The sequence below is a fragment of the Pseudomonas sp. 2,4-D genome, from assembly GCF_030418155.1.
Classification (GTDB): Bacteria; Pseudomonadota; Gammaproteobacteria; order Pseudomonadales; family Pseudomonadaceae; genus Aquipseudomonas; species Aquipseudomonas alloputida.
Genome location: NZ_JAUHUI010000019.1, coordinates 79351 through 99809, shown reverse-complemented (window position 1 = coordinate 99809; position 20459 = coordinate 79351). Strand labels below are relative to the sequence as shown.

Genomic DNA, 20459 nt, shown 5'->3' with positions numbered 1-20459 from the left:
GTGGCCAAGCTGACCGCGACCCCGTCGGTCACCGAAGGCGGCGAGATCACTTACACCATCACGCTGACCAACAAAGATGGTCTGCCGATCAACAACCACAGTGCATTGACCTTCACGCTGAGCGACGGCAAAACCGTCATAACCGTGCCGGCCAATGGCACCGTGGGCACTGCCACCGTGGCTGCCCCGGACAACGTCTACGTCGGTACCAACGACTCTGTGATCAAATCGATCGCAACCGTTGAAGGTGCGGATGTCGGCAAGTTCGAGCAGCTGACACTGGACAAGACCCCGGTAAGCACCGCCGTGACCGACGAACCCGGTACGGGAACTCCGGGCACCGGCAACCAGGGTGATGTCACTACCGTCGGTATTACCGGCACGACTTCTCTGACCGAGGGTGAAACCGGCCAGTACACCCTGACGCTGAGCAACGCGGCCAAGTCCGAAGTCACTATCACCCTTAGCTACAGCGGTACCGCCAATAACGGTGAGGACTTCACCGGTATCGCGACGGTGAAGATTCCGGCCAACAGCACAGGCACGACCTTCAACATCGCTACCCTCAACGACAAACTGGTCGAAGGTACCGAGAACTTCGTCGTGAAGATCGAAACCGCCACGGGTGGTAACTTCGAGAATCTGCAGGTCGATAGCAGCAAATCGAGCGTGACGACCACCATTCTCGACAATGACCACCTGCCGGTTTCGCCTGGCGGCGCGGTATTTGGCGTGGAGGACACCGATTACGTGTTTGCCTGGAGTGATTTCAAAGTCACTGATGCCGATGGCAACACTGATCTATCCGTGACCATTACCTCGCTCCCGGCCGCCGGCAACTTGCAGTTCTTCAACGGTACTGCATGGGTAAATGTGGCCGTTGGCCAGGTGGTCAGCCAGGCTGATATCACTGCCAAGAACCTGAAGTTCGTCCCGGCCCTCAACCAGTCGGGTGCGGACAACTACGGTGGTAATGGCGTGGGTAACCAGAAGGCTGACTACGCCCAGTTCAAGTTCAAGCCGAACGATGGCACCAACCTGGGCAGCGAAGTGACCATGAAGGTCGATATCAGCCCGGTTGCCGATAAACCGACCCTGAGCTTCGGCAGCGCCGATATCGAGTCCAAAGGGCTGACCAAGGAAGTCTGGGCCAGCCTCAAAGGCCTGGGTACTGGCGGCAACGGCATTACCGGCGAGGATCTGAAGACGGTCTTTGCCAACTCCGGCAGCGCGAACTCCAGCAGCACCACGACCAACGTGCAGTCCGATGGCAGCGTCACCGCTGGCACTGGTTCGAAAACGTCGGGCCTGATCTACCTGGAAGCCGGCAAGGTCTATACCTTCAGCGGTTCGGCCGACGACAGCTTCGTGGTCACCATCGGTGGCAAGACTGTAGTCACGGCCACCTGGGGAGCCGGTGGCGGGGTTTCGGGTACCTTTACCCCGAATACCAGCGGCTACTACCCGATCGAGGTCTACCATGCCAACCAGTCCGGCCCAGGCAGCTATGACCTGAACATCCAGGTAGGCTCCGGTACCGTTACCGACCTGAGCAGCTCGAACGTCAAGATGTACCAGAACGTTACCGAGATGGCGAACGCAGGCCTGGGTGTGTCCGACCTGCACACCGTGAATGGTCAGAGCTACTACGACGGCTACAAGCTCAACGAAGGGCCTGAGGGTGGTTCGGTGAAACTGGTCGGTATTTCCACCGCCCTGACCGACACCGACGGCTCTGAAAGCCTGAACGTGACACTCAGCGGTATCCCGAAAGGTACCGTGTTGAGCGATGGTGCAGGCCACACGGTCACGGTCGGTACTGCCCCGGTCGATGTGACAGGCTGGAAACTCAGCAGCCTGACGCTGACCCCGCCGGCCTATTACAAAGGCTCGTTCGACATCACGGTCACCTCGACTGCCACCGAAAGCCTGGGCGGCTCGGCCATCACCACCGGCAAAATCCCGGTGACGGTGTACGCTGCGACCTACAAGGCCAGTGTGGGTACCTCGGGCAATGACACGATGACCGGTAGTGAAGGCAACGACATCATCGTCGCTGACGTATCCGGGCTGAACGTGGTTCAGGGCAAGAACTACAACATCGCCTTCATGGTCGACAGCTCGGGCAGTATGAGCGACAAGTCGATTGCCGACGCCAAGACGCAGTTGGCCTCGGTGTTCAACACGCTCAAGGCCAGCCTGGGCTCGGACACTTCGGGTACCGTAAACATCTTCCTGGTCGACTTCGATACCCACGTAAACAAGAACGTGGCAGTGAACCTTGCCGACCCGGATGCTTTGAGCAAGTTGCAGGCGGTATTGAACTCGATGGTGGGCGGCTACTACGGTGGCGGTACCAACTATGAAGACGCGTTCAAGACCACGTCCAACTTCTTCAACAGCACCATGGCCACCAGCAACAAAGGTGCGGAGAACCTGACTTACTTCATTACCGACGGTAAGCCAACCTATTATCAGAGCGATGAGTCCACCAACCCTAGCCTGTGGAAGAATGGCAAGAGCCTGGATGATGTAGTCAACGTCAACAACTACAAGATGGGTGACACGTTCAGTGCCTGGGCCGACGCGACTCACAAGGTCGAGATCAGCAGCAATGGGGTGGTCAAAGTGCTGACCTATACCGAGAACCGCCGAGGTGAGTTGGTGCTTGACTCCACCAAGACGGTCGGCACCCTTCATGCGCAAGGTGATGGAACCTATGAGCTCTCCAGCCTGGGCGGTACCGGCTACGCGGATTACTGGAACTTCGTCTACTCGGCCGCAGGTTCTACTGAAAGTTTCGCAGTATTGGGCGGCACCAATGGCTTGAGCAAAGTCCAGGCTATCGGCCTGAACAGCGATGTCACGCTGAACGATCTGAAACCGTACGACAGTGCCGGCAAGCCACAGACCAATATCGACCCGTCCGATTTGGCCAAGGCGATTCTCGGTCACTCCGAAGCAACGGTGCCAGGTGCCGACACCATTGATAGTGGTAATGGCAACGACATCATCTTCGGTGACCTGATCACCCTCAACGGTGTTGTCAGCGAGGGCTACCAGGCTCTGCAGACCTACGTCGCGCAGAAGAGCGGTGTTGAAGTCAGTGCGGTAACCACCAGCAATGTTCACCAGTACGTCACCGAGCACTACACCGAGTTCGATATCTCCGGTGCCAAAGACGGCAATGACATCCTGTCGGGCGGCAATGGCAATGACATCCTCTTCGGCCAAGGTGGCAGCGACACGCTCGATGGTGGCAAAGGTAACGACATCCTGCTGGGCGGTACTGGCAATGACACCCTGATCGGTGGCCAGGGCGACGATATCCTGATCGGTGGCAGCGGTGCCGACACCTTCGTATGGAAGGCTGGCGATATCGGTAACGACGTGATCAAGGACTTCAACAAGGCCGAGGGTGACCGTATCGACCTGAAGGACCTGCTGCAGGGCGAGAAGGGCAGCACCATCGACAACTACCTGAAGCTCACCACGGTGGAGGGTACGACCACGTTGCAAGTCAGCAGCGAAGGCAAGCTCAACGCCGAAGGTGGTATCGCCAACGCCGACGTGACCATCAAGCTGGAAGGCGTCAACTGGTCCAACCAGACGATCAACTCGTTGATCAGCGGTGCCGATCCGACCATCATCATCCACAACAAGGACAGCTGACAGACCACCGGGGCCGCACAGCGGCCCCGGCTCTTTCCTGCCACCCGCCAACAGCGCATACTCTGGCGCCGGGCCTGCGCGCCCGGCGATCTTTGCCTATGCTGCTGTCTACCAACAAGGAAACAACGTGACGAGGGACATCGCCATGTTCTACGTGCAACGCAACGCCGCCGGCCAGTTGCTGCGGGTGGAAGCAGCCGCGTTTGATCAGTTCACCGAAATGCTCCCTTCAGACCATGCCGATATCCAGGAATGGTTTGCCGATGATGTCGTGGAAAACAGCCTCAACCAGCTCAAACAAAGCGACCTGGACATGATCCGCGTGCTCGAGGACCTGATCGACGTGCTGACCGCCAAGGGCGTGTTCAAGATCACCGACCTGCCCGCCGGTGCGCAGGCCAAGCTGCTCAACCGTTCCACGGCGCGCAAGGCGCTCAGCAGCCTCAACAACCTGATTGACGAAGAAGAGCAGGGCGGGCTGATCTGACTGCAGGCGGTCCCCGCCGCAGGACAGTTATATGGTTGTACTTCAAGGGAATCTGGTGCTTGCGGCCTTGCCGTCAATCAAGCTGTGTGCCGGGTTGGCGGTGGTGATCCTGATCGGTCTTCTGGCGGAAGGGCTGGTGTTCAATAACCTGGAGGGGTTGACCGTGCTGCGTTGGGAGACGCCGCGTGGATGACCCGCACAAGCACCGAAGCGGTAAATCAAACTTATCAATATACGCCAGCCCCTCGCGCAGGTCCCCGCCACGGAGCAAAAGGTTGGGCTGGTTACATACGTATGCTGAAGCCGTCATCTTCAGAAACATTGAAAATGGATTCTTAAATGCAGCTGTCTAAACTTTATGTGCAAGGATAAGGAAAGATTCATGGCTCTTGCCGGATAACACTTACATTAAATTCGTCGTAATGCATAGAGTCGTGTATGCTAGTCATGTTTTTAATGGTATTTATTGGGGCTTCATTTAGATCGCCTGCCAATTTTTTTATGTGATTAGCATAGGCGGATCTGGACGGTATGCCCGTAACGGTTGTTGTGCCTAAATCGTGTTTGATTGCCATTGCCCACATTGATGCGGCTACAAGGTCTATGTAGTCATTTTGATTTTCTAGCATGCTGTTCTGAATCGAAGTGATTAGCTTTTTATGAGAGTTTATTTGGTTTACGACAGGTTGAAGGTTTGGATATGGCGGGGTGTCAATCGCTTCTGTATTGATCCCTTTTCTTTGTGCGGCAGTCTTTGCTTCGAGGCGGGCCTTCCGTTCATTGTAAGTCTTGAGCTTGTCAGTAGCTTTTTTAAGTAATTTTAGTGTGGGGCTAGAGGGACGAGCGCTTTTGTTAGAAACTTTACCGTGCCCGCTCGGGTCCGAGTGGTTTAGTGGGTCATTTTCACAATAAGCGTAGGCATTGAGACCGCCAGCGCCAAAGGGGCTCCAGACATCAGGAGTGAAAAAACGCATTAAAGACGAGCTGAGCAATCTGTAACTGCCCAGCAAATAGCAGTTCATCGAGGCTTCGGGCAACTGCCCATTAAATCGCAATCGACCACTGCTCTGAAATCGTTCTTTAGTGTAACCATATGGCGTATAGGCTAGGTTCACTAACGCGTTGGCATTTTTTGTGCGGATGACACTCCCGCTTGAGTCATCACCCGGTAAAATGGCGTAAGGTTCCCTCCCTGGCGGGAGGAGCTGTTCGCTGATGAGCTTTCTGTTGGCACGCAATGCCATCCAGGCTTCGTCTTGCGTCAACAATGTGCACAGCTGTTGGCCTTGATAGAAACGCCTGAGAATCTGGTCGCGACGTGACATTGTTAATCTCCTGTGATTCGGTAGGGCTGTAAAGACAGCATGGATGCAGACGCCATTTCGAACAACTGGTAAAAATACCAGTTTCAATGCGCAGGAGAGTAAAGCTCTTGGTGAGAGTGAATTGCTGCCGAACTTAGATTGTTTGCAGTCTTGTGCTCAAAATATTGAGTAGCTGAAATACGGTAAGATGTAGAACTAATTTGTAATCCTGTTTACACCTCTTCGTGGGAAAGCCCGCGTCTATAAGAATAGGATCAACTTGTGTAGGCGCGGGTTTACTGGCGAAGAGGCCGGTACAGGCTACAAATTCTGGTACTGAGCTGCCGCATTGCTCAGAATCCTGCCAATCTCTTCCCGCAAGCCGGCAGGCTGCTCTACCACCACCCTGTCCCCATGGCTCAACAGCCACCAGCGTAATGGCCAACCGTCACTTACCGTGCCGCGTAATCGATGCCCATGCTCCAGCGCCGTCAGTTGCATGTCGCTGCTCAACGGCGCATCCCGCAACTGCCGCGCCAGTGCATCGCTGATTCGCGCCACCAGCTCCACGCCCTCACCCTGCGATGGCTGCAATGCATCCCCTCGCAGATGTGTCAGCAAGTCGAAATTGCCGCGCAATTCGCCCACAGCACTGGCCGACCAGTGCCAACCGAACGGAATGCTCTTGTCATTGCGCTCCAGCGGGAATATCAGCGAAAGCTCGTTGAGGTCACGCTCGACAGTGCGTTTGCTGACCGTGAAGCCCACGTCACGCAGGCGCCAGACCAGCTCGGCGCTGGTTATGCCTGGGGAACGGCTGGGCAACTGGCGCAGCAGCGCCCACTGTCGGCTGAGGGTGGCGCGAGTGGTGGCGAACGGCAAAAGATAACGTCCTTGTCTAGGCTTGCCGCAATAGGATGGCGGCATGCGAGGGGCATGGCAATTGGCCACAGCCTGCTCAGATCAAGGAAGTCGCATTTGGTTGCCTCGTGCCGAATCGTTCGCGACAGGTTTTGACGTGACATCACGCAGAATCACGCCTCATCACAGCCGAAGGTTGGGGTTGTGCGTCGTTCAATGAGGATGAACATGTCTGTTGCCAGCAATATCCATTCGCTACTTGCCCGCCTTCTGCCCGAGCGGGTCATCGCCCCTCCTGCCCCGGCAGGAAGGCGACAGCGGCTGTTTTCCGGTGTGGGCTTGCCCAGCCAGCGGTCGCTGCTGGTCAACCGCCTGGATGAGGCCAACGACCTGCAGGCGGTGTATGTCGACCTGCGTCGCCAGGCATTGCAAGGCAGCGTGTCCGCATTGAACGACCTCGGCTGGATCTGGCTCAACGGCAAGTACTGGCGGGCCGATACCGTGCTGGCCGGGCACCTGTTGCGCATGGCGGCCCTGCAGGGCAATGCTGCTGCCTGGTTCAACCTTGGCCAGCAGCACTACTTCGGCAAAGGCATCGACCCTTCCTATGTGCAGGCGGCGGAGTGTTACCGGCAGGCCTTCGACCGCGGCATGCTGCATGCCGCCGCCGCACTGGGTGACCTGTACGAGGAGGAGGTGTGCGACGGTGACCTGGAATGGCAGGTTGACCTGGTGCAAGCCTATCAGTGGTTCTTGCGTGGCGCCGAACAGGGCGAGGCGCGTTGTCGTTTTGAAGTGGGCTACCGGTTGATGCATGGGCTGCACGTAGAGGCCAACCTCAAGGCAGCGCTGTACTGGCTTGAGCTGGCGGCAGCGGCGGGGGTGGTGCAAGCGGCAGAGGAGCTGGCGGTGCATTTCAGCAGCCGTGATGCGGTGCGGTATCAGGAGTGGCGGGACCGGGCGGTGCAGATGGGCAGCACATTGGCCTTGACCATGAAGCTGGAAGACCAGATCCATCCCTGAGTATGTCTCTTCAGTGCTGACTGAAAAATGAACAACATTTAACCCAGGCTATCCGTCGCCCCCTGTTGACGACAGGGGGATGTCGGGGCGTATATTGATAGTTAGCAAACTATGAATATATTTGGTTTTCTTCATGTCCCTTGATTTCCTGCGCCTGCAAGTCAGCAGTGGCCTGGTAGTCGCTGCCCGCCACTGGCGGCGCATCTGTCATACCGCCTTGACCGGCTACGGCATTTCCGAGGCCTGCGCTGCACCGCTGCTGATGATCGTGCGCCTGGGCGACGGCGTGCACCAGGTGGCTGTTGCCCAGGCCGCCGGGCTGGAAAGCCCGTCGCTGGTACGCCTGCTTGACCAATTGTGCAAAGCTGGCCTGGTGTGCCGCAGCGAGGACCCACTGGATCGCCGCGCCAAGGCACTAAGCCTGACCGCCGAAGGCCGTGCCCTGGCCGAAGCCATCGAAGCCGAACTGGTGCGCTTGCGCCGCGATGTGCTCGGCGGTATCGATCAGGCCGACCTGGAAGCTGCCTTGCGCGTGCTTCATGCCTTTGAGGCTGCCGGCCTGGGCAGTGCAGGCGGGGTGGCATGAACGGCTTCTTCAGCTCCGTCCCTCCGGCCCGTGACTGGTTCTACGGCGTGCGCACCTTCGGCGCGTCCATGATTGCCCTGTACATTGCTTTGCTCATGCAGCTGCCGCGCCCCTACTGGGCCATGGCGACGGTGTACATCGTCTCCAGCCCCTTCGTCGGCCCGACCAGCTCCAAGGCGTTGTACCGTGCCGTCGGCACGTTGCTCGGCGCTGGCGGGGCAATCTTCCTGGTGCCGCCGCTGGTGCAGTCACCGTTGCTGCTGAGCATCGCCATTGCCCTGTGGACCGGCACCTTGCTGTTCCTTTCGCTGAACCTGCGCACGGCCAACAATTACGTGCTGATGCTGGCCGGTTATACCCTGCCGATGATTGCCTTGGCTGTGGTGGATAATCCGCTGGCAGTGTTCGATGTGGCTTCTTCTCGCGCGCAGGAAATCTGTTTGGGAATCGTCTGCGCGGCAGTCGTCGGGGCTATCTTCTGGCCACGTCGGCTGGCGCCGGTGGTAGTCGGTGCCACCGGAAACTGGTTCACCGAGGCGATTCGCTACAGCGACACATACCTGGCCCGCGATGCCAGCGCCGACAAGGTCGGCGGTATGCGCGGAGCGATGGTCACCACCTTCAACTCGCTGGAGCTGATGATCGGTCAGCTCGCCCACGAAGGTGCTGGCCCGCATACCCTGAAGAACGCCCGCGAATTGCGCGGGCGGATGATCCATCTGCTGCCGGTGATCGACGCCCTCGGCGACGCACTGGTAGCCCTGGAAGGCCGCGCCCCGGCCCAGTTCGCCCAGCTTCAACCCGTGCTTGAAGCCGCTCGTGAATGGCTCAAAGGCACTGCCGACAGCGCTTCGGTAGCGCACTGGGTTGCGTTGCACGAGCAGATCGGCCGCCTGCAGCCCGCTACAGCCGCCCTCGATCAGCGCGCCGAGCTGCTGTTGTCCAACGCCCTGTACCGCCTGACCGAATGGGCCGACCTGTGGCAGGACTGCTGCACCCTGCAGCACGCCCTGCGTACCGATGATGCCAAGCCTTGGCGTGCGGTGTATCGCCACTGGCGGCTGGGCCGCCTCACAGCGTTTTTCGACCGTGGCCTGATGCTGTACTCGGTAGCCTCCACGGTCCTGGCGATCGTGGTCGCCTGCGGCCTGTGGATCGGCCTGGGCTGGAACGACGGCGCCAGTGCGGTAATCCTCGCGGCAGTTGCGTGCAGCTTCTTCGCCGCCATGGACGACCCGGCACCGCAGATCTACCGGTTCTTTTTCTGGACGCTGATGTCGGTCATCTTCTCCAGTCTGTACCTGTTTTTGGTACTGCCCAACCTGCACGACTTCCCGATGCTGGTACTGGCCTTTGCCGTGCCGTTCATCTGCATAGGTACCCTGACCGTGCAGCCGCGCTTCTACTTGGGCACCTTGCTGACCATCGTCAACACGTCGACCTTCATCAGCATCCAGGGCGCCTACGACGCCGACTTCTTCACCTTCCTCAACTCCAACCTTGCCGGCCCCGCGGGCCTTCTGTTCGCCTTTATCTGGACCCTGGTGATGCGCCCGTTCGGCGTGGAGCTGGCGGCCAAGCGCATGACCCGCTTCGCCTGGCGCGACATCGTCGAAATGACCGAGCCTGCGACCTTGGCCGAACACCGCCAGGTTGGCGTACAGATGCTCGACCGCCTGATGCAGCACCTGCCACGTCTGTCGCAAACCGGCCAGGACAGTGGTGTGGCACTGCGCGACCTGCGCGTGGGGTTGAACCTGCTCGACCTGCTGGCGTACATGCCGCGCGCCGGCCAGCAGGCTCGCGAGCGCCTGAACACTGTGGTCGAGGAAGTCGGTGCGCACTATGCCGCCTGCCTGCGTGCTGGCGAACGCCTGCATGCCCCGGCCGCACTGCTGCGCAACATGGAACGCGCTCGCCTGGCGCTGAACCTGGATGAGCTGTACGAGCGCGGCGATGCCCGCACCTACCTGCTGCATGCCCTGAGCGGCCTGCGCCTGGCGCTACTGCCGGGGGTGGAGGTGATGCTCGAACCCGCCGAACAACCGCAACTGCCCCCCGGGCTCGACGGAGCGCCCTTGTGATTGGTGAACTGGATATCAGCGGGGTGTTCCTGCCCACGCTGCTGGTGATGATGTTTGGCACCTACCTGCTGTTCCTGGGGGTGCACGCGGTGCTGGTGCGCCTGCATTTCTACCGCCTGGTCTGGCACCGGGCGTTATTCAACGTTGCCCTGTATGCCGTGCTGCTCGGCGCGGTGGACCACTTTTGTCGAAACCTGATGCTGCCATGAAAAAACCTTTGCTGACCTTGGGCCGTGTGGTCCTGACCTTGCTGGTAGTGACCTTCGCCGCCGTGCTCGTGTGGCAGATGGTGGTCTACTACATGTTTGCCCCCTGGACCCGTGACGGCCATATCCGCGCTGACGTGATCCAGATCGCCCCCGATGTGTCGGGATTGATCCAGAAGGTCGAGGTGCGCGACAACCAGACCGTCAAACGTGGCGACGTGCTGTTCACCATCGACCAGGACCGCTTCACGCTGGCCCTGCGTCAAGCCAAGGCAACCCTTGGCGAGCGCCAGGAGACCCTGGCCCAGGCTTCCCGCGAAGCACAGCGCAACCGCAAGCTGGGCAACCTGGTGGCCGCCGAGCAACTGGAGGAAAGCCAGTCCCGCGAGGCCCGTGCCCGTTCGGCCGTCAGCGAGGCGCAAGTGGCGGTCGATACCGCCCAGCTCAACCTTGACCGCTCGGTGGTGCGCAGCCCGGTAGACGGCTACCTCAACGACCGCGCGCCGCGTAACCACGAGTTCGTCACCGCTGGCCGCCCGGTGCTTTCGGTGGTCGACAGTGCCTCCTACCACGTCGACGGCTACTTCGAGGAAACCAAGCTGGGGGGTATCCATATTGGTGACGCCGTGGATATCCGCGTGATGGGCGACAATACCCGCCTGCGCGGCCATGTGCAGAGCTTCGCCGCTGGCATCGAAGACCGCGACCGCAGCAGTGGCGCCAACCTGCTGCCCAACGTCAACCCAGCGTTCAGCTGGGTACGCCTGGCCCAGCGCATTCCGGTGCGCATCGCCTTTGACGAAGTGCCGCAAGACTTCCGCATGATCGCCGGGCGTACTGCGACGGTGTCGATCATCGAGGGCCAGCGCCCATGAAACAGCTGATCCTGGCTGGCCTGTGCCTGTCGCTGGGGGCCTGCATGATGGTGGGGCCCGACTATGAGGTGCCTGGGGATGCGGCCGTGCAACGCAATGACCTGAACGGCCCGCTGCGCCAGGATGCCGACAGCGTCGTGTCGGCGCCGGTCCCCGAGGACTGGTGGCAGCTGTATCAGGATCAGCGGCTGAACGAGCTGGTGCGTCAGGCGCTGAGTGCCAACACCGAACTGCGCGTGGCGGCAGCCAACATCGCCAAAGCTCGCGCTCAGGTGGAGGTGGCTGAATCGCAAGGCGGCTTCAACGGTGGCGTCAAACTCGGCGCTCAGCGGTTGCAGGAGTCGGGCGAAGCCTTCCTGCAGCCTGAGAAGGTGCCGGTAGCCAACATCGGTGAGGCCATCATCAGTGCCTCGTACCAGTTCGACCTGTGGGGCACCTTCAAGCGTGGTACCGAGGCTGCCGAGGCAAATGCCGACGCGGTGCAGGCCGCTGCCGACACGGCCCGCATCACGCTTGTGGCGGACGTGGTCAAGGCATATACCCAGGTGTGCTCGGCCAACGAGGAATACCACATTGCCCGCGAGTCCCTCGATTTGCAGGAGCAAAGCGTGAAACTCAACCAGCGCCTGCGCGATGCTGGGCGTGGCGATGAAACCCAGGTCACCCGCTCGCAGACCCAGTTCAAATCCTTGCGTGCCGAACTGCCACGCTTCAAGGCCGAACGCGAGACGGGCATGTACACCCTGGCCGCGCTGCTGGCCAAGCCGGTCGACCAACTGCCCGCCGGAACCGCCGATTGTGCCGAGTTGCCGCACCTGAACCAGCTGGTTCCTGTGGGCGATGGCGCGGCGCTGCTCAAGCGCCGCCCCGACGTGCGCCAGGCCGAACGCCAGCTGGCTGCCGCCACCGCCTATATTGGCGTGGCTACCGGCGCGTTGTACCCGGACATCAGCATTGGCGCCCAGGTTGGCACCATCGGTATCCTGGAGAACCTTGGCGAGCCTTCGACCAACCGCTGGGGCTTTGGCCCGCAGATCAGCTGGAGCATCCCCACCAACGGCACCCGTGCCCGTATTCGCATGGCCGAGGCCTCGACCCAGGCGGCCCTGGCGCACTTCGATGGCGTGGTGCTGAACGCCATTCGCGAGACCCAGACCCGGCTGGCACAGTACAGCGCCTTGCTCGATCGGCGCGATGCGCTGGCCGAGGCGGAGAAGTCGGCGAAGGAAGCCGCGGACCAGACGCACCGGTATTATCAGGCAGGGCGTGAGTCGTTCCTGGCGGATTTGCAGGCCACGCGGACCTATACCGATATGCGTGCGCAGTTGGCTGCAGCCAATAGTCAAGTGGCGCAGGGACAAATTGCCGTGTTCCTGGCGTTGGGTGGTGGTTGGAAGGGCACCGCCAAGCCCTGATGCGATCCTTGAGGGCTGGTCCTCTATGCCCTCCACTTCATCTGATTTGTAGCAAGATTTTTCATGAAATCTGCCCAGCACCCTTGAGTGAAGCAAAGTGGAAGTGAACAATGTTCTCTTTCGCATTTCCTTCGAGACTGGCCATGAAAACCCGTTCCCGTCTGCTTGCCTGGCTGCCGGCTGCATTGCTCGGCCCGGTGCTGGCGCTGTGCAGCACCTTGGCGCTGGCCGAGTCCCCCGCCAATGCTGCCAAAGCCCAGCACCTGCTGGACTACATTGGCGCCGACTACCCGCCGACCGTGCAGGACGGCAAGGTGATCGACGAGGGCGAATACCGCGAGCAACAGGAGTTCAGCGCGGTATTGGCTGACCTGGTCAAAGGCCTGCCCGCAAATACTGAACAAGCGGCTTTGGAACAGGGCGTCCAGGCGCTGCGCCAGGCCATCGACCAGCGTCAGGAAGGTACTGCGGTCGCCAAACAGGCCCGGCAGTTGGGTGCGCGACTGGCGGTGGCCTACGAGGTCAGCCAGGCCCCGGTGATTACCCCGGACCCCGCCCGCGGCGCTGCGCTGTACGCACAGAACTGCTCGATCTGCCACGGCGACACCGGCGCCGGCGATGGCCCGGCTGGCGTGGGCCTGGAGCCTGCACCCGCCAACCTGCGCGATGTCTCGCGCCTGGATCAGTTAAGCCTGTTCGACCTCTATAACACCCTGGCCCTGGGTATAGACGGCACCGAAATGCCGTCGTTTGCCGACCAGCTGGACGACCGCCAACGCTGGGATGTGGCCGCGTATATCGCCAGCTTCACCGCCAAGCCGGAAGCGGGCAAAGGTGACAAGACCTGGAACCTCGCCGACCTGGCTCGCCAAACCCCGGCCGAAGTCGCCGTCAACGAAGGCACTGCGGCCGTCGAGGCATTCCGCGCCCAGCGTGCCCAGCCGCCGCAGGTAAAGCGCGGCCCGGCGCAATTGCTCGAATACACTGCCAGCACACTGGACAAGAGCCTGGCGGCCTACCGCGCAGGCGACCACGATCAGGCCTATGACCTGTCAGTGGCGGCCTACCTGGAGGGTTTCGAGCTGGTGGAAAGCTCGCTGGACAACATCGACACCCAGGCGCGCAAGGACACCGAAAAATCGCTGATGGCCTACCGTCAGTCCCTGCAGGACGGCCTGCCCGAGGCCCAGGCCGAACAGCGTCTGGCCGACGCCAAAACCAAGCTCGAGCAGGCGGCCAAGCTGCTGGGCAGCGATGGCCTGAGCTGGACGCTGAGCTATATCTCCGGTTTGCTGATCCTGCTGCGTGAAGGCCTCGAGGCGATTCTGGTGCTGGCGGCGATCCTGGCCTTCCTGCGCAATACCGGGCAGCAGTCGGCAGTACGCAGCGTAAACATCGGTTGGGGTCTGGCGCTGGTTGCCGGCTTCGCCACCTGGGCGCTGGCGGCCTATGTGATCGATGTGGGGGGCGCTCAGCGCGAACTTCTGGAAGGCTGCACGGCGCTGTTCGCCGCGGTAATGGTGCTGTGGCTTGGCGTGTGGATGCATGACCGCCGCCACGCTGCCGCCTGGAAGGACTACATCAAGAGCAGCCTGGTCAGCGGTGGCGGGCGCTTCGGCTTTGCCGTGCTGGCATTCTTCTCGGTATACCGCGAATTGTTCGAAGTGATCCTGTTCTACGAGACCCTGTGGCTGCAGGCAGGCCCCGCCGGGCATCAGGCGGTGCTGGCGGGTGGCGCGACGGCACTGGTGCTGCTGGTGGGCCTGGCCTGGGTGATTCTGCGGGGTTCGGCCAAGCTGCCGCTATCGCTGTTCTTCAGCATCAACGCCGCGCTGCTGTGCGCGCTGTCGGTAGTATTCGCCGGGCATGGCGTGAAGGCGCTGCAAGAGGCCGGTGTGCTGGGCACACGGCCAGTGGCGTTCTTTGAGTTTGACTGGCTGGGGATTCATGCCGATGCCTACTCGCTGTCGGCGCAAGCGGTAGCCTTGCTGGCCATCGTGTTCCTTTACGGCCGCTCGTGGCTGGCGGAAAAGCGCAGTGCTGCGGTCAACTGACTGGAGCCTTCGCGGTCCCACAGGGACCGCGCAGGGTCTCAGATCTTGCGCAAGCCTGATGCTCAGGCCGGCTGTGGCGCCTTGAGAATGTTCTGTAGCAATTGGACACTTTCAACGGCGTCATGACCCAGGCTGGTCAGGTAGCCGCCATCCGGCTGATCGGTCAGCCCCTTCTCATGCAGGCGTTGCGCAGCCGCGATCAGGGCAGGGGATGCGGTGCTGGTTATCTTGATGCCTTCCTGGCTGCTGTCGTGTTTGAACAGCGCGAGTACTTCCATTTCGTCGATCAAATCGGGGGTAAAAGGCATGGCGACTCCTGACTTCCAGACAAGGATTGCGGCACTTTCTACGGTGCCTGATCTTCGAGTGTAGCCGGGTTATTCGTCGTCGCCTTGATCCATCTCAGGCGGCAGCTCCGGCAGTGCCCGCAGAGCGTTCTCATACCACTCGCCGTTGAACGCACGGTCCTCTACCAGCATGTTGTCGATTTCGAAGGCCAGCACATGGGCCATCAGGTTCAGAATGTCTTCACGCTCATAGCCGACCAGCGTCAGCTTGTTGAACGTGGCCTTGGCCGCAGGCGGCTCGCCGCTTTCGATCTGGTTTTCGATGGCCTGGGTCAGCGTTGCCTCGGCGAAGGCTTCGTCGTCGTCATTGTCGATGTCGGTGGGCTCGCTCATCGCGGTACTCCTAGGATGGGATGCAACAGTGTGCCATGCCTGTGGCGGCAATGCCCGAGCATTGACGGAGTGCATGACGCTGGTCAGTGGCAGGTGTTCAGTCTATAAAGGCCACGCCAACCCCTTACGGCCTGGAGGCTGTTTCGTCATGCTCAAGCTTTATGGATTCTCGGTCAGTAACTACTACAACATGGTCAAGCTGGCCCTGCTCGAAAAAGGCCTGCCATTCGAAGAAGTCACCTTCTATGGCGGCCAGGCGCCACAGGCGCTGGAAGTGAGCCCGCGGGGCAAGGTGCCGGTGCTTGAAACCGAGCATGGCTTCCTCAGCGAAACCAGTGTGATCCTCGACTATATCGAGCAGACCCAGGGCGGCAAGGCGCTGCTGCCAGCCGACCCGTTCGGCCAAGCCAAGGTGCGGGAGCTGCTCAAGGAAATCGAGTTGTACATCGAGCTGCCTGCGCGTACCTGTTATGCCGAGTCGTTCTTTGGCATGTCGGTCGACCCGCTGATCAAAGAGAAAGCGCGTGCTGACCTGCTGGCCGGGTTTGCCACGCTCAAGCGCAACGGGCGCTTTGCACCTTATGTTGCGGGCGAGCAACTGACATTGGCAGACCTGATGTTCTGCTTCTCGGTCGACCTGGCCAACGCGGTGGGCAAGAAGGTGCTGGACATCGACTTCCTGGCGGACTTCCCGCAGGCCAAGGCGTTGCTGCAACTGATGGGGGAGAACCCGCACATGCCGCGGATCTTGGCGGACAAGGAAGCGTCGATGCCGGCCTTCATGGAGATGATCCGCAGCGGCAAGCGCTGAGTCTGGTGTTGAGCCCTTCGCGGGCATGCCCGCTCCCACAGGTCTGCACCGTTTTTGAAACTTGTGCAATACCTGTGGGAGCGGGCGTGCCCGCGAACGAGGGCGAAGCCCTCGCCTTGGGGGGTTAGCGAGACGCCAACAGGGCCTTGCCACGCACTACGGCAGCACGCACCTGCGCCGGCGCCGTACCACCAATGTGGTCACGCGCATTCACCGAGCCTTCCAGAGTCAGCACGGCAAACACGTCCTGCTTGATCTGGTCGCTGAACTGGCGCAGTTCGTCCAGGCTCATCTCGGCCAGGTCCTTGCCAGTGTCCACACCATACTTCACCGCGTGGCCAACGATCTCGTGGCAGTCACGGAAAGGCAGGCCGCGGCGAACCAGGTAGTCGGCCAGGTCGGTAGCGGTGGAGAAACCGCGCAGGGCCGCTTCACGCATGATGGCGTGCTTGGGCTTGATCGCCGGGATCATGTCAGCGAAGGCCCGCAGCGAGTCGCGCAGGGTATCGGCGGCGTCGAACAGCGGTTCCTTGTCTTCCTGGTTGTCCTTGTTGTAGGCCAGTGGTTGGCCTTTCATCAGGGTCAGCAGACCGGTCAGGGCGCCGAACACGCGGCCGCTCTTGCCACGTACCAGCTCTGGCACGTCCGGGTTCTTTTTCTGCGGCATGATCGAGCTGCCGGTGCAGAAGCGGTCCGGAAGGTCGATGAACTGGAACTGCGCGCTGGTCCACAGCACCAGCTCTTCGGAGAAGCGCGAAAGGTGCATCATCGCCACGCTGGCAGCGGCGCAGAATTCGATGGCGAAATCACGGTCCGACACGCCATCCAGCGAGTTGCCGGCCACGGCTTCAAAGCCCAGCAGCTTGCAGGTCAGTTCACGGTCGATCGGGTAGGTGGTGCCGGCCAGCGCGGCGCTGCCCAGTGGCATGCGGTTGGTGCGCTTGCGGCAGTCGACCAGGCGCTCATAGTCGCGGCTGAGCATTTCGAACCACGCCAGCAGGTGGTGGCCAAAGGTGACCGGCTGCGCCGTCTGCAGGTGGGTGAAACCAGGCATGATGGTTTCGGCTTCACGCTCTGCCTGCTCCAGCAGGCCCTGTTGCAGGCGGGTGATTTCGGCCAGGATCAGGTCGATTTCGTCGCGCAGCCAAAGGCGGATGTCGGTGGCCACCTGGTCGTTGCGGCTACGCCCGGTGTGCAGCTTCTTGCCGGTGATGCCGATGCGGTCGGTCAGGCGTGCTTCGATGTTCATGTGCACGTCTTCGAGGTCGACACGCCAGTCGAAGTTGCCGGCTTCAATCTCGCCCTGGATGGTTTTCAGGCCATCGATGATGGTGTCGCGCTCGGCGTCACTGAGCACGCCGACCTGCGCCAGCATGGTGGCATGGGCAATCGAACCCATGATGTCGTGACGGTACAGGCGCTTGTCGAAATCTACCGAGGCGGTGAAACGGGCGACGAAGGCGTCGACGGGCTCACTGAAGCGGCCGCCCCAGGACTGATTGGTCTTCTCGGTGCTCATGGATTCACTCATTGCAGGCGTGAACGAAAAAGTGGCGTCGATGATAGCAGGGTTGGGCTGGCTGCCGCAGGGCGCCGGTCGAGAGAAATGCCCGGAAAATCGCAGAGAAGGATTTCAAGGAATGAACGGCAGTGTTCCACGGACCGTCTACAGTTGGACAAAGGACTGGCAGTGAATCTGCCGGGCCGAGTGAATCTTTGGCCATCGCACCGGTCTAGAGCGTGACCGCAGTGTCGCTCGAACCACACCTGTCTACGCTATACCTGTGCGAGACTCATTCAGGAATCCAGCGCAATTATGAATGTCCTGATCGTTGATGACGAACCCCAAGGCCGTGAACGCCTCACCCGGCTGCTCGGCGAACTGGAGGGTTACACTGTGCTGGAGCCCAGCGCCACCAACGGCGATGAGGCCTTGGCGCTGATTGAAAGCCTCAAGCCCGATGTGGTCCTGCTGGACATCGGCATGCCAGGCCTGGATGGCCTGCAGGTTGCCGCTCGCCTGTGCGAACGCGAGGCGCCGCCCGCGGTGGTGTTTTGCTCCGGGGATGATGAATACGGTGCAGAGGCATTCAAGGACAGTACCCTCAGCCATGTGACCAAGCCCTTCCAGGCCCACGCCTTGCGTGATGCCCTGCGCAAGGCCGAAAAACCCAACCGCGCCCAATTGGCGGCGCTTACCCGGCCGGCCAATGAAGGCGGCGGCCCACGCAGCCATATCAGCGCCCGCACGCGCAAAGGCATCGAACTGATCCCGTTACCCCAGGTGATCTATTTCATTGCCGACCACAAGTATGTGACCTTGCGTCACGAAGCCGGTGAAGTGCTGCTTGACGAGCCACTAAAAGCCCTGGAAGACGAATTTGGCGAACGCTTCGTGCGCATCCACCGCAATGCGTTGGTCGCCCGCGAGCGCATCGAACGCTTGCAGCGCACCCCACTGGGTCACTTTCAGCTGTATCTGAAAGGCCTGGACGGCGATGCCTTGACCGTCAGCCGTCGCCATGTGGCCGGTGTGCGCAAGATGATGCAGACCCTCTGAGGCCCTTGGACTCGGCCCGCACCTGCACCTGAACTGCGTATGAGCTGTTGATCCGTATCTGCAAGCGATACCGGCGATGCTGTTATGATCGACGGTATTTCTCTGGATCGGGGCGTTTCATGTCCACTCGCGAAATCCGCATTGCCACCCGTAAAAGTGCTTTGGCCCTGTGGCAGGCCGAATACGTCAAGGCCCGCCTCGAGCAGGCTCACACCGGTCTGCAGGTGACCCTGGTACCCATGGTCAGCCGCGGTGACAAGTTGCTCGACGCGCCGCTGGCAAAAATCGGCGGTAAGGGGCTGTTCGTCAAGGAACTGGAAACCGCGCTGCTGGACAACGAAGCCGACATCGCCGTGCATTCGATGAAGGACGTGCCCATGGACTTCCCCGAGGGCCTGGGCCTTTACTGCATCTGCGAGCGTGAAGACCCGCGTGATGCCTTCGTTTCCAATACCTTTGACAGCCTCGAAGCGCTGCCCGCCGGCAGTATCGTCGGCACCTCGAGCCTGCGCCGTCAGGCCCAGTTACTGGCGCGCCGCCCGGACCTGCAAATCCGTTTTCTGCGCGGCAACGTCAACACCCGCCTGGCGAAGCTGGATGCCGGCGAGTACGACGCCATCATCCTCGCCGCCGCGGGCCTGATCCGTCTGGGCTTCGAAGACCGCATCACCTCCACCATCAGCGTCGATGACAGCCTGCCGGCAGGTGGTCAGGGTGCGGTGGGCATCGAGTGCCGCAGTGCGGACGTTGAGATCCATGCACTGCTGGCGCCACTGCACCATGTCGACACCGCTGACCGGGTGATGGCCGAGCGCGCGCTGAACAAACGCCTGAATGGTGGCTGCCAAGTGCCGATCGCCTGCTACGCGGTCCTTGAGGGTGACCAGTTGTGGCTGCGTGGCCTGGTCGGCCAGCCTAGCGGCGGGACCTTGCTGGTGGCCGATGCCCGTGCACCCCGTGCTGCCGCCGAGGCCCTGGGCGTACAGGTGGCCGAAGACCTGCTGGGGCAGGGCGCCGAGGCCATTCTGAAGGAAGTCTACGGCGAGGCCGGTCACCCGTGAGCCAATGGCGCCTGTTGCTGACCCGGCCTGCCGAGGACTGTGCGGCGCTGGCGCAAAGCCTGGCGGCTGCGGGAGTGGGCAGCAGTTGCCTGCCACTGCTGGAAATTGAACCTATTACCGTGCAAGCCCCACAGCGACTGTCGCTGGAGGGCTTGCATGACTTCCAGGCGATCATTGTGGTCAGCAAGCCGGCCGCCCGGCTGTTGCTTGAGCATCTGGCCGAGACCAGCATCCAGCCTCCGCAGCGAGGCTGGTTCACCGTGGGTGAGGCAACCGCCGGGGTGCTGCAGGGTGCTGGGCTGGAGGTTAGCTTTCCGCCGCGTGGCGATGACAGCGAAGCCTTGCTGGCACTGCCGGCCCTGCGCCAGGCACTTACCGAGCTGGCACCGCGTGTCTTGATCGTTCGCGGCGTCGGAGGTCGCGAACTGCTGGCAGAGCGTCTTGCAGAGCAAGGTGCTAGTGTCGAATATCTGGAACTGTATCGTCGCTGCCTGCCGGCCTACCCGGCGGGTACGCTGATGCGCCGCATTGAAGCGGAACGCCTCAATGGCCTGGTGGTCAGCAGTGGGCAGGGTTTTGAACATTTGCAGCAGATGGCCGGTGCCGATTGGCTGCGGTTGGCCCAGTTGCCGCTGTTCGTGCCCAGCCCGCGGGTCGCCGAGCAGGCCAAGGCCGCCGGGGCCCAACAGGTTGTGGATTGCCGTGGCGCCAGTGCCACGGCCTTGCTGGCAGCCGTGCAGCGTAGCGCTGCACCTGCCTCTTAAGGCGCTAAGCTGAATG

At 61.1% G+C, this 20459-nt stretch carries 18 protein-coding genes and 1 pseudogene; 14 read left to right on the top strand and 5 right to left on the bottom strand.

Going from position 1 to position 20459, the window contains the following annotated elements:
* The 3 genes and pseudogenes from QYE47_RS15540 to QYE47_RS15530 form a co-directional block, all read left to right on the top strand.
* A partial coding sequence (locus QYE47_RS15540) for an immunoglobulin-like domain-containing protein (RefSeq protein ID WP_301159097.1) occupies positions 1-3672 on the top strand: 3672 nt, incomplete at its 5' end.
* A 145-nt stretch (positions 3673-3817) separates the two neighbouring features.
* Complete coding sequence (locus QYE47_RS15535; protein WP_003255921.1) at positions 3818-4159, top strand: hypothetical protein; 342 nt, start codon at positions 3818-3820, stop codon at positions 4157-4159.
* 67 nt (positions 4160-4226) lie between these two features.
* Positions 4227-4352, top strand: a pseudogene (locus QYE47_RS15530) (ABC transporter permease); the annotation flags it as partial.
* A 187-nt stretch (positions 4353-4539) separates the two neighbouring features.
* On the opposite strand, the gene QYE47_RS15525 reads toward QYE47_RS15530, so the two are convergent.
* Both QYE47_RS15525 and QYE47_RS15520 read right to left on the bottom strand, forming a co-directional pair.
* A complete protein-coding gene (locus QYE47_RS15525) occupies positions 4540-5484 on the bottom strand; it encodes an RHS repeat-associated core domain-containing protein (RefSeq protein WP_081343564.1) in 945 nt (314 codons plus the stop codon).
* A 300-nt stretch (positions 5485-5784) separates the two neighbouring features.
* Complete coding sequence (locus QYE47_RS15520) at positions 5785-6345, bottom strand: WYL domain-containing protein (protein WP_003255912.1); 561 nt, start codon at positions 6343-6345, stop codon at positions 5785-5787.
* Positions 6346-6552: 207 nt separating this feature from the next.
* Between QYE47_RS15520 and QYE47_RS15515 the strand changes: the two genes are divergently transcribed.
* The 7 genes from QYE47_RS15515 to QYE47_RS15485 all read left to right on the top strand — a co-directional run bounded on the left by QYE47_RS15515 (position 6553) and on the right by QYE47_RS15485 (position 14567).
* Positions 6553-7347, top strand: coding sequence for a tetratricopeptide repeat protein (locus QYE47_RS15515; RefSeq protein ID WP_014589291.1), 795 nt, complete (start codon positions 6553-6555; stop codon positions 7345-7347).
* A gap of 133 nt (positions 7348-7480) precedes the next feature.
* Positions 7481-7933: a MarR family transcriptional regulator gene (locus QYE47_RS15510; protein ID WP_026031987.1), complete on the top strand. Its 453-nt coding sequence runs from the start codon at positions 7481-7483 to the stop codon at positions 7931-7933.
* Positions 7930-10017, top strand: coding sequence for an FUSC family protein (locus QYE47_RS15505; protein ID WP_070383344.1), 2088 nt, complete (start codon positions 7930-7932; stop codon positions 10015-10017). The genes QYE47_RS15510 and QYE47_RS15505 overlap by 4 nt, the downstream gene beginning before the upstream one ends.
* Positions 10014-10226 carry a DUF1656 domain-containing protein gene (locus QYE47_RS15500; protein WP_003255905.1) on the top strand — a complete coding sequence of 71 codons (213 nt, stop codon included), beginning with the start codon at positions 10014-10016 and terminating at the stop codon, positions 10224-10226. The genes QYE47_RS15505 and QYE47_RS15500 overlap by 4 nt, the downstream gene beginning before the upstream one ends.
* Positions 10223-11098: an HlyD family secretion protein gene (locus tag QYE47_RS15495; RefSeq protein ID WP_010951565.1), complete on the top strand. Its 876-nt coding sequence runs from the start codon at positions 10223-10225 to the stop codon at positions 11096-11098. The genes QYE47_RS15500 and QYE47_RS15495 overlap by 4 nt, the downstream gene beginning before the upstream one ends.
* Positions 11095-12513, top strand: coding sequence for an efflux transporter outer membrane subunit (locus QYE47_RS15490; RefSeq protein ID WP_070383345.1), 1419 nt, complete (start codon positions 11095-11097; stop codon positions 12511-12513). The genes QYE47_RS15495 and QYE47_RS15490 overlap by 4 nt, the downstream gene beginning before the upstream one ends.
* Before the next feature lie 110 nt (positions 12514-12623).
* On the top strand, positions 12624-14567 hold the full coding sequence (locus QYE47_RS15485) for an FTR1 family protein (protein ID WP_014589294.1): 1944 nt from the start codon (positions 12624-12626) through the stop codon (positions 14565-14567).
* Positions 14568-14629: 62 nt separating this feature from the next.
* On the opposite strand, the gene QYE47_RS15480 is transcribed toward QYE47_RS15485, so the two are convergent.
* Positions 14630-14875, bottom strand: a complete 246-nt coding sequence (locus tag QYE47_RS15480; RefSeq protein ID WP_003255900.1) for a TIGR02647 family protein — start codon at positions 14873-14875, stop codon at positions 14630-14632.
* A 69-nt stretch (positions 14876-14944) separates the two neighbouring features.
* A complete protein-coding gene (locus tag QYE47_RS15475) occupies positions 14945-15247 on the bottom strand; it encodes a hypothetical protein (protein WP_010951568.1) in 303 nt (100 codons plus the stop codon).
* Positions 15248-15395: 148 nt separating this feature from the next.
* Here QYE47_RS15475 and QYE47_RS15470 point away from each other — a divergent pair, with 148 nt between their 5' ends.
* Positions 15396-16058, top strand: a complete 663-nt coding sequence (locus QYE47_RS15470; protein WP_019439226.1) for a glutathione S-transferase — start codon at positions 15396-15398, stop codon at positions 16056-16058.
* 124 nt (positions 16059-16182) lie between these two features.
* Here QYE47_RS15470 and argH read toward each other — a convergent pair whose 3' ends face one another.
* Complete coding sequence (gene argH / locus QYE47_RS15465; RefSeq protein ID WP_070383346.1) at positions 16183-17577, bottom strand: argininosuccinate lyase; 1395 nt, start codon at positions 17575-17577, stop codon at positions 16183-16185.
* 297 nt (positions 17578-17874) lie between these two features.
* Between argH and QYE47_RS15460 the strand changes: the two genes are divergently transcribed.
* From QYE47_RS15460 to QYE47_RS15450, 3 genes are all read left to right on the top strand, one after another.
* Positions 17875-18618, top strand: coding sequence for a LytTR family DNA-binding domain-containing protein (locus tag QYE47_RS15460; RefSeq protein ID WP_010951571.1), 744 nt, complete (start codon positions 17875-17877; stop codon positions 18616-18618).
* A 119-nt stretch (positions 18619-18737) separates the two neighbouring features.
* A complete protein-coding gene (gene hemC, locus QYE47_RS15455; RefSeq protein WP_014589297.1) occupies positions 18738-19679 on the top strand; it encodes a hydroxymethylbilane synthase in 942 nt (313 codons plus the stop codon).
* On the top strand, positions 19676-20443 hold the full coding sequence (locus QYE47_RS15450) for a uroporphyrinogen-III synthase (protein ID WP_014589298.1): 768 nt from the start codon (positions 19676-19678) through the stop codon (positions 20441-20443). Before hemC ends, QYE47_RS15450 begins: the two co-directional genes overlap by 4 nt.
* The last annotated feature ends 16 nt before the right edge of the window (positions 20444-20459 follow it).

Coding starts and splice junctions, on each gene's coding strand:
- QYE47_RS15475 (WP_010951568.1), bottom strand. CDS start 15,247: ATGAGCGAGCCCACCGACATCGACAATGACGACGACGAAGCCTTCGCC.
- QYE47_RS15490 (WP_070383345.1), top strand. CDS start 11,095: ATGAAACAGCTGATCCTGGCTGGCCTGTGCCTGTCGCTGGGGGCCTGC.
- QYE47_RS15525 (WP_081343564.1), bottom strand. CDS start 5,484: ATGTCACGTCGCGACCAGATTCTCAGGCGTTTCTATCAAGGCCAACAG.
- QYE47_RS15480 (WP_003255900.1), bottom strand. CDS start 14,875: ATGCCTTTTACCCCCGATTTGATCGACGAAATGGAAGTACTCGCGCTG.
- QYE47_RS15515 (WP_014589291.1), top strand. CDS start 6,553: ATGTCTGTTGCCAGCAATATCCATTCGCTACTTGCCCGCCTTCTGCCC.
- QYE47_RS15505 (WP_070383344.1), top strand. CDS start 7,930: ATGAACGGCTTCTTCAGCTCCGTCCCTCCGGCCCGTGACTGGTTCTAC.
- argH (WP_070383346.1), bottom strand. CDS start 17,577: ATGAGCACCGAGAAGACCAATCAGTCCTGGGGCGGCCGCTTCAGTGAG.
- QYE47_RS15495 (WP_010951565.1), top strand. CDS start 10,223: ATGAAAAAACCTTTGCTGACCTTGGGCCGTGTGGTCCTGACCTTGCTG.
- QYE47_RS15510 (WP_026031987.1), top strand. CDS start 7,481: ATGTCCCTTGATTTCCTGCGCCTGCAAGTCAGCAGTGGCCTGGTAGTC.
- QYE47_RS15535 (WP_003255921.1), top strand. CDS start 3,818: ATGTTCTACGTGCAACGCAACGCCGCCGGCCAGTTGCTGCGGGTGGAA.
- QYE47_RS15460 (WP_010951571.1), top strand. CDS start 17,875: ATGAATGTCCTGATCGTTGATGACGAACCCCAAGGCCGTGAACGCCTC.
- QYE47_RS15485 (WP_014589294.1), top strand. CDS start 12,624: ATGTTCTCTTTCGCATTTCCTTCGAGACTGGCCATGAAAACCCGTTCC.
- hemC (WP_014589297.1), top strand. CDS start 18,738: ATGTCCACTCGCGAAATCCGCATTGCCACCCGTAAAAGTGCTTTGGCC.
- QYE47_RS15470 (WP_019439226.1), top strand. CDS start 15,396: ATGCTCAAGCTTTATGGATTCTCGGTCAGTAACTACTACAACATGGTC.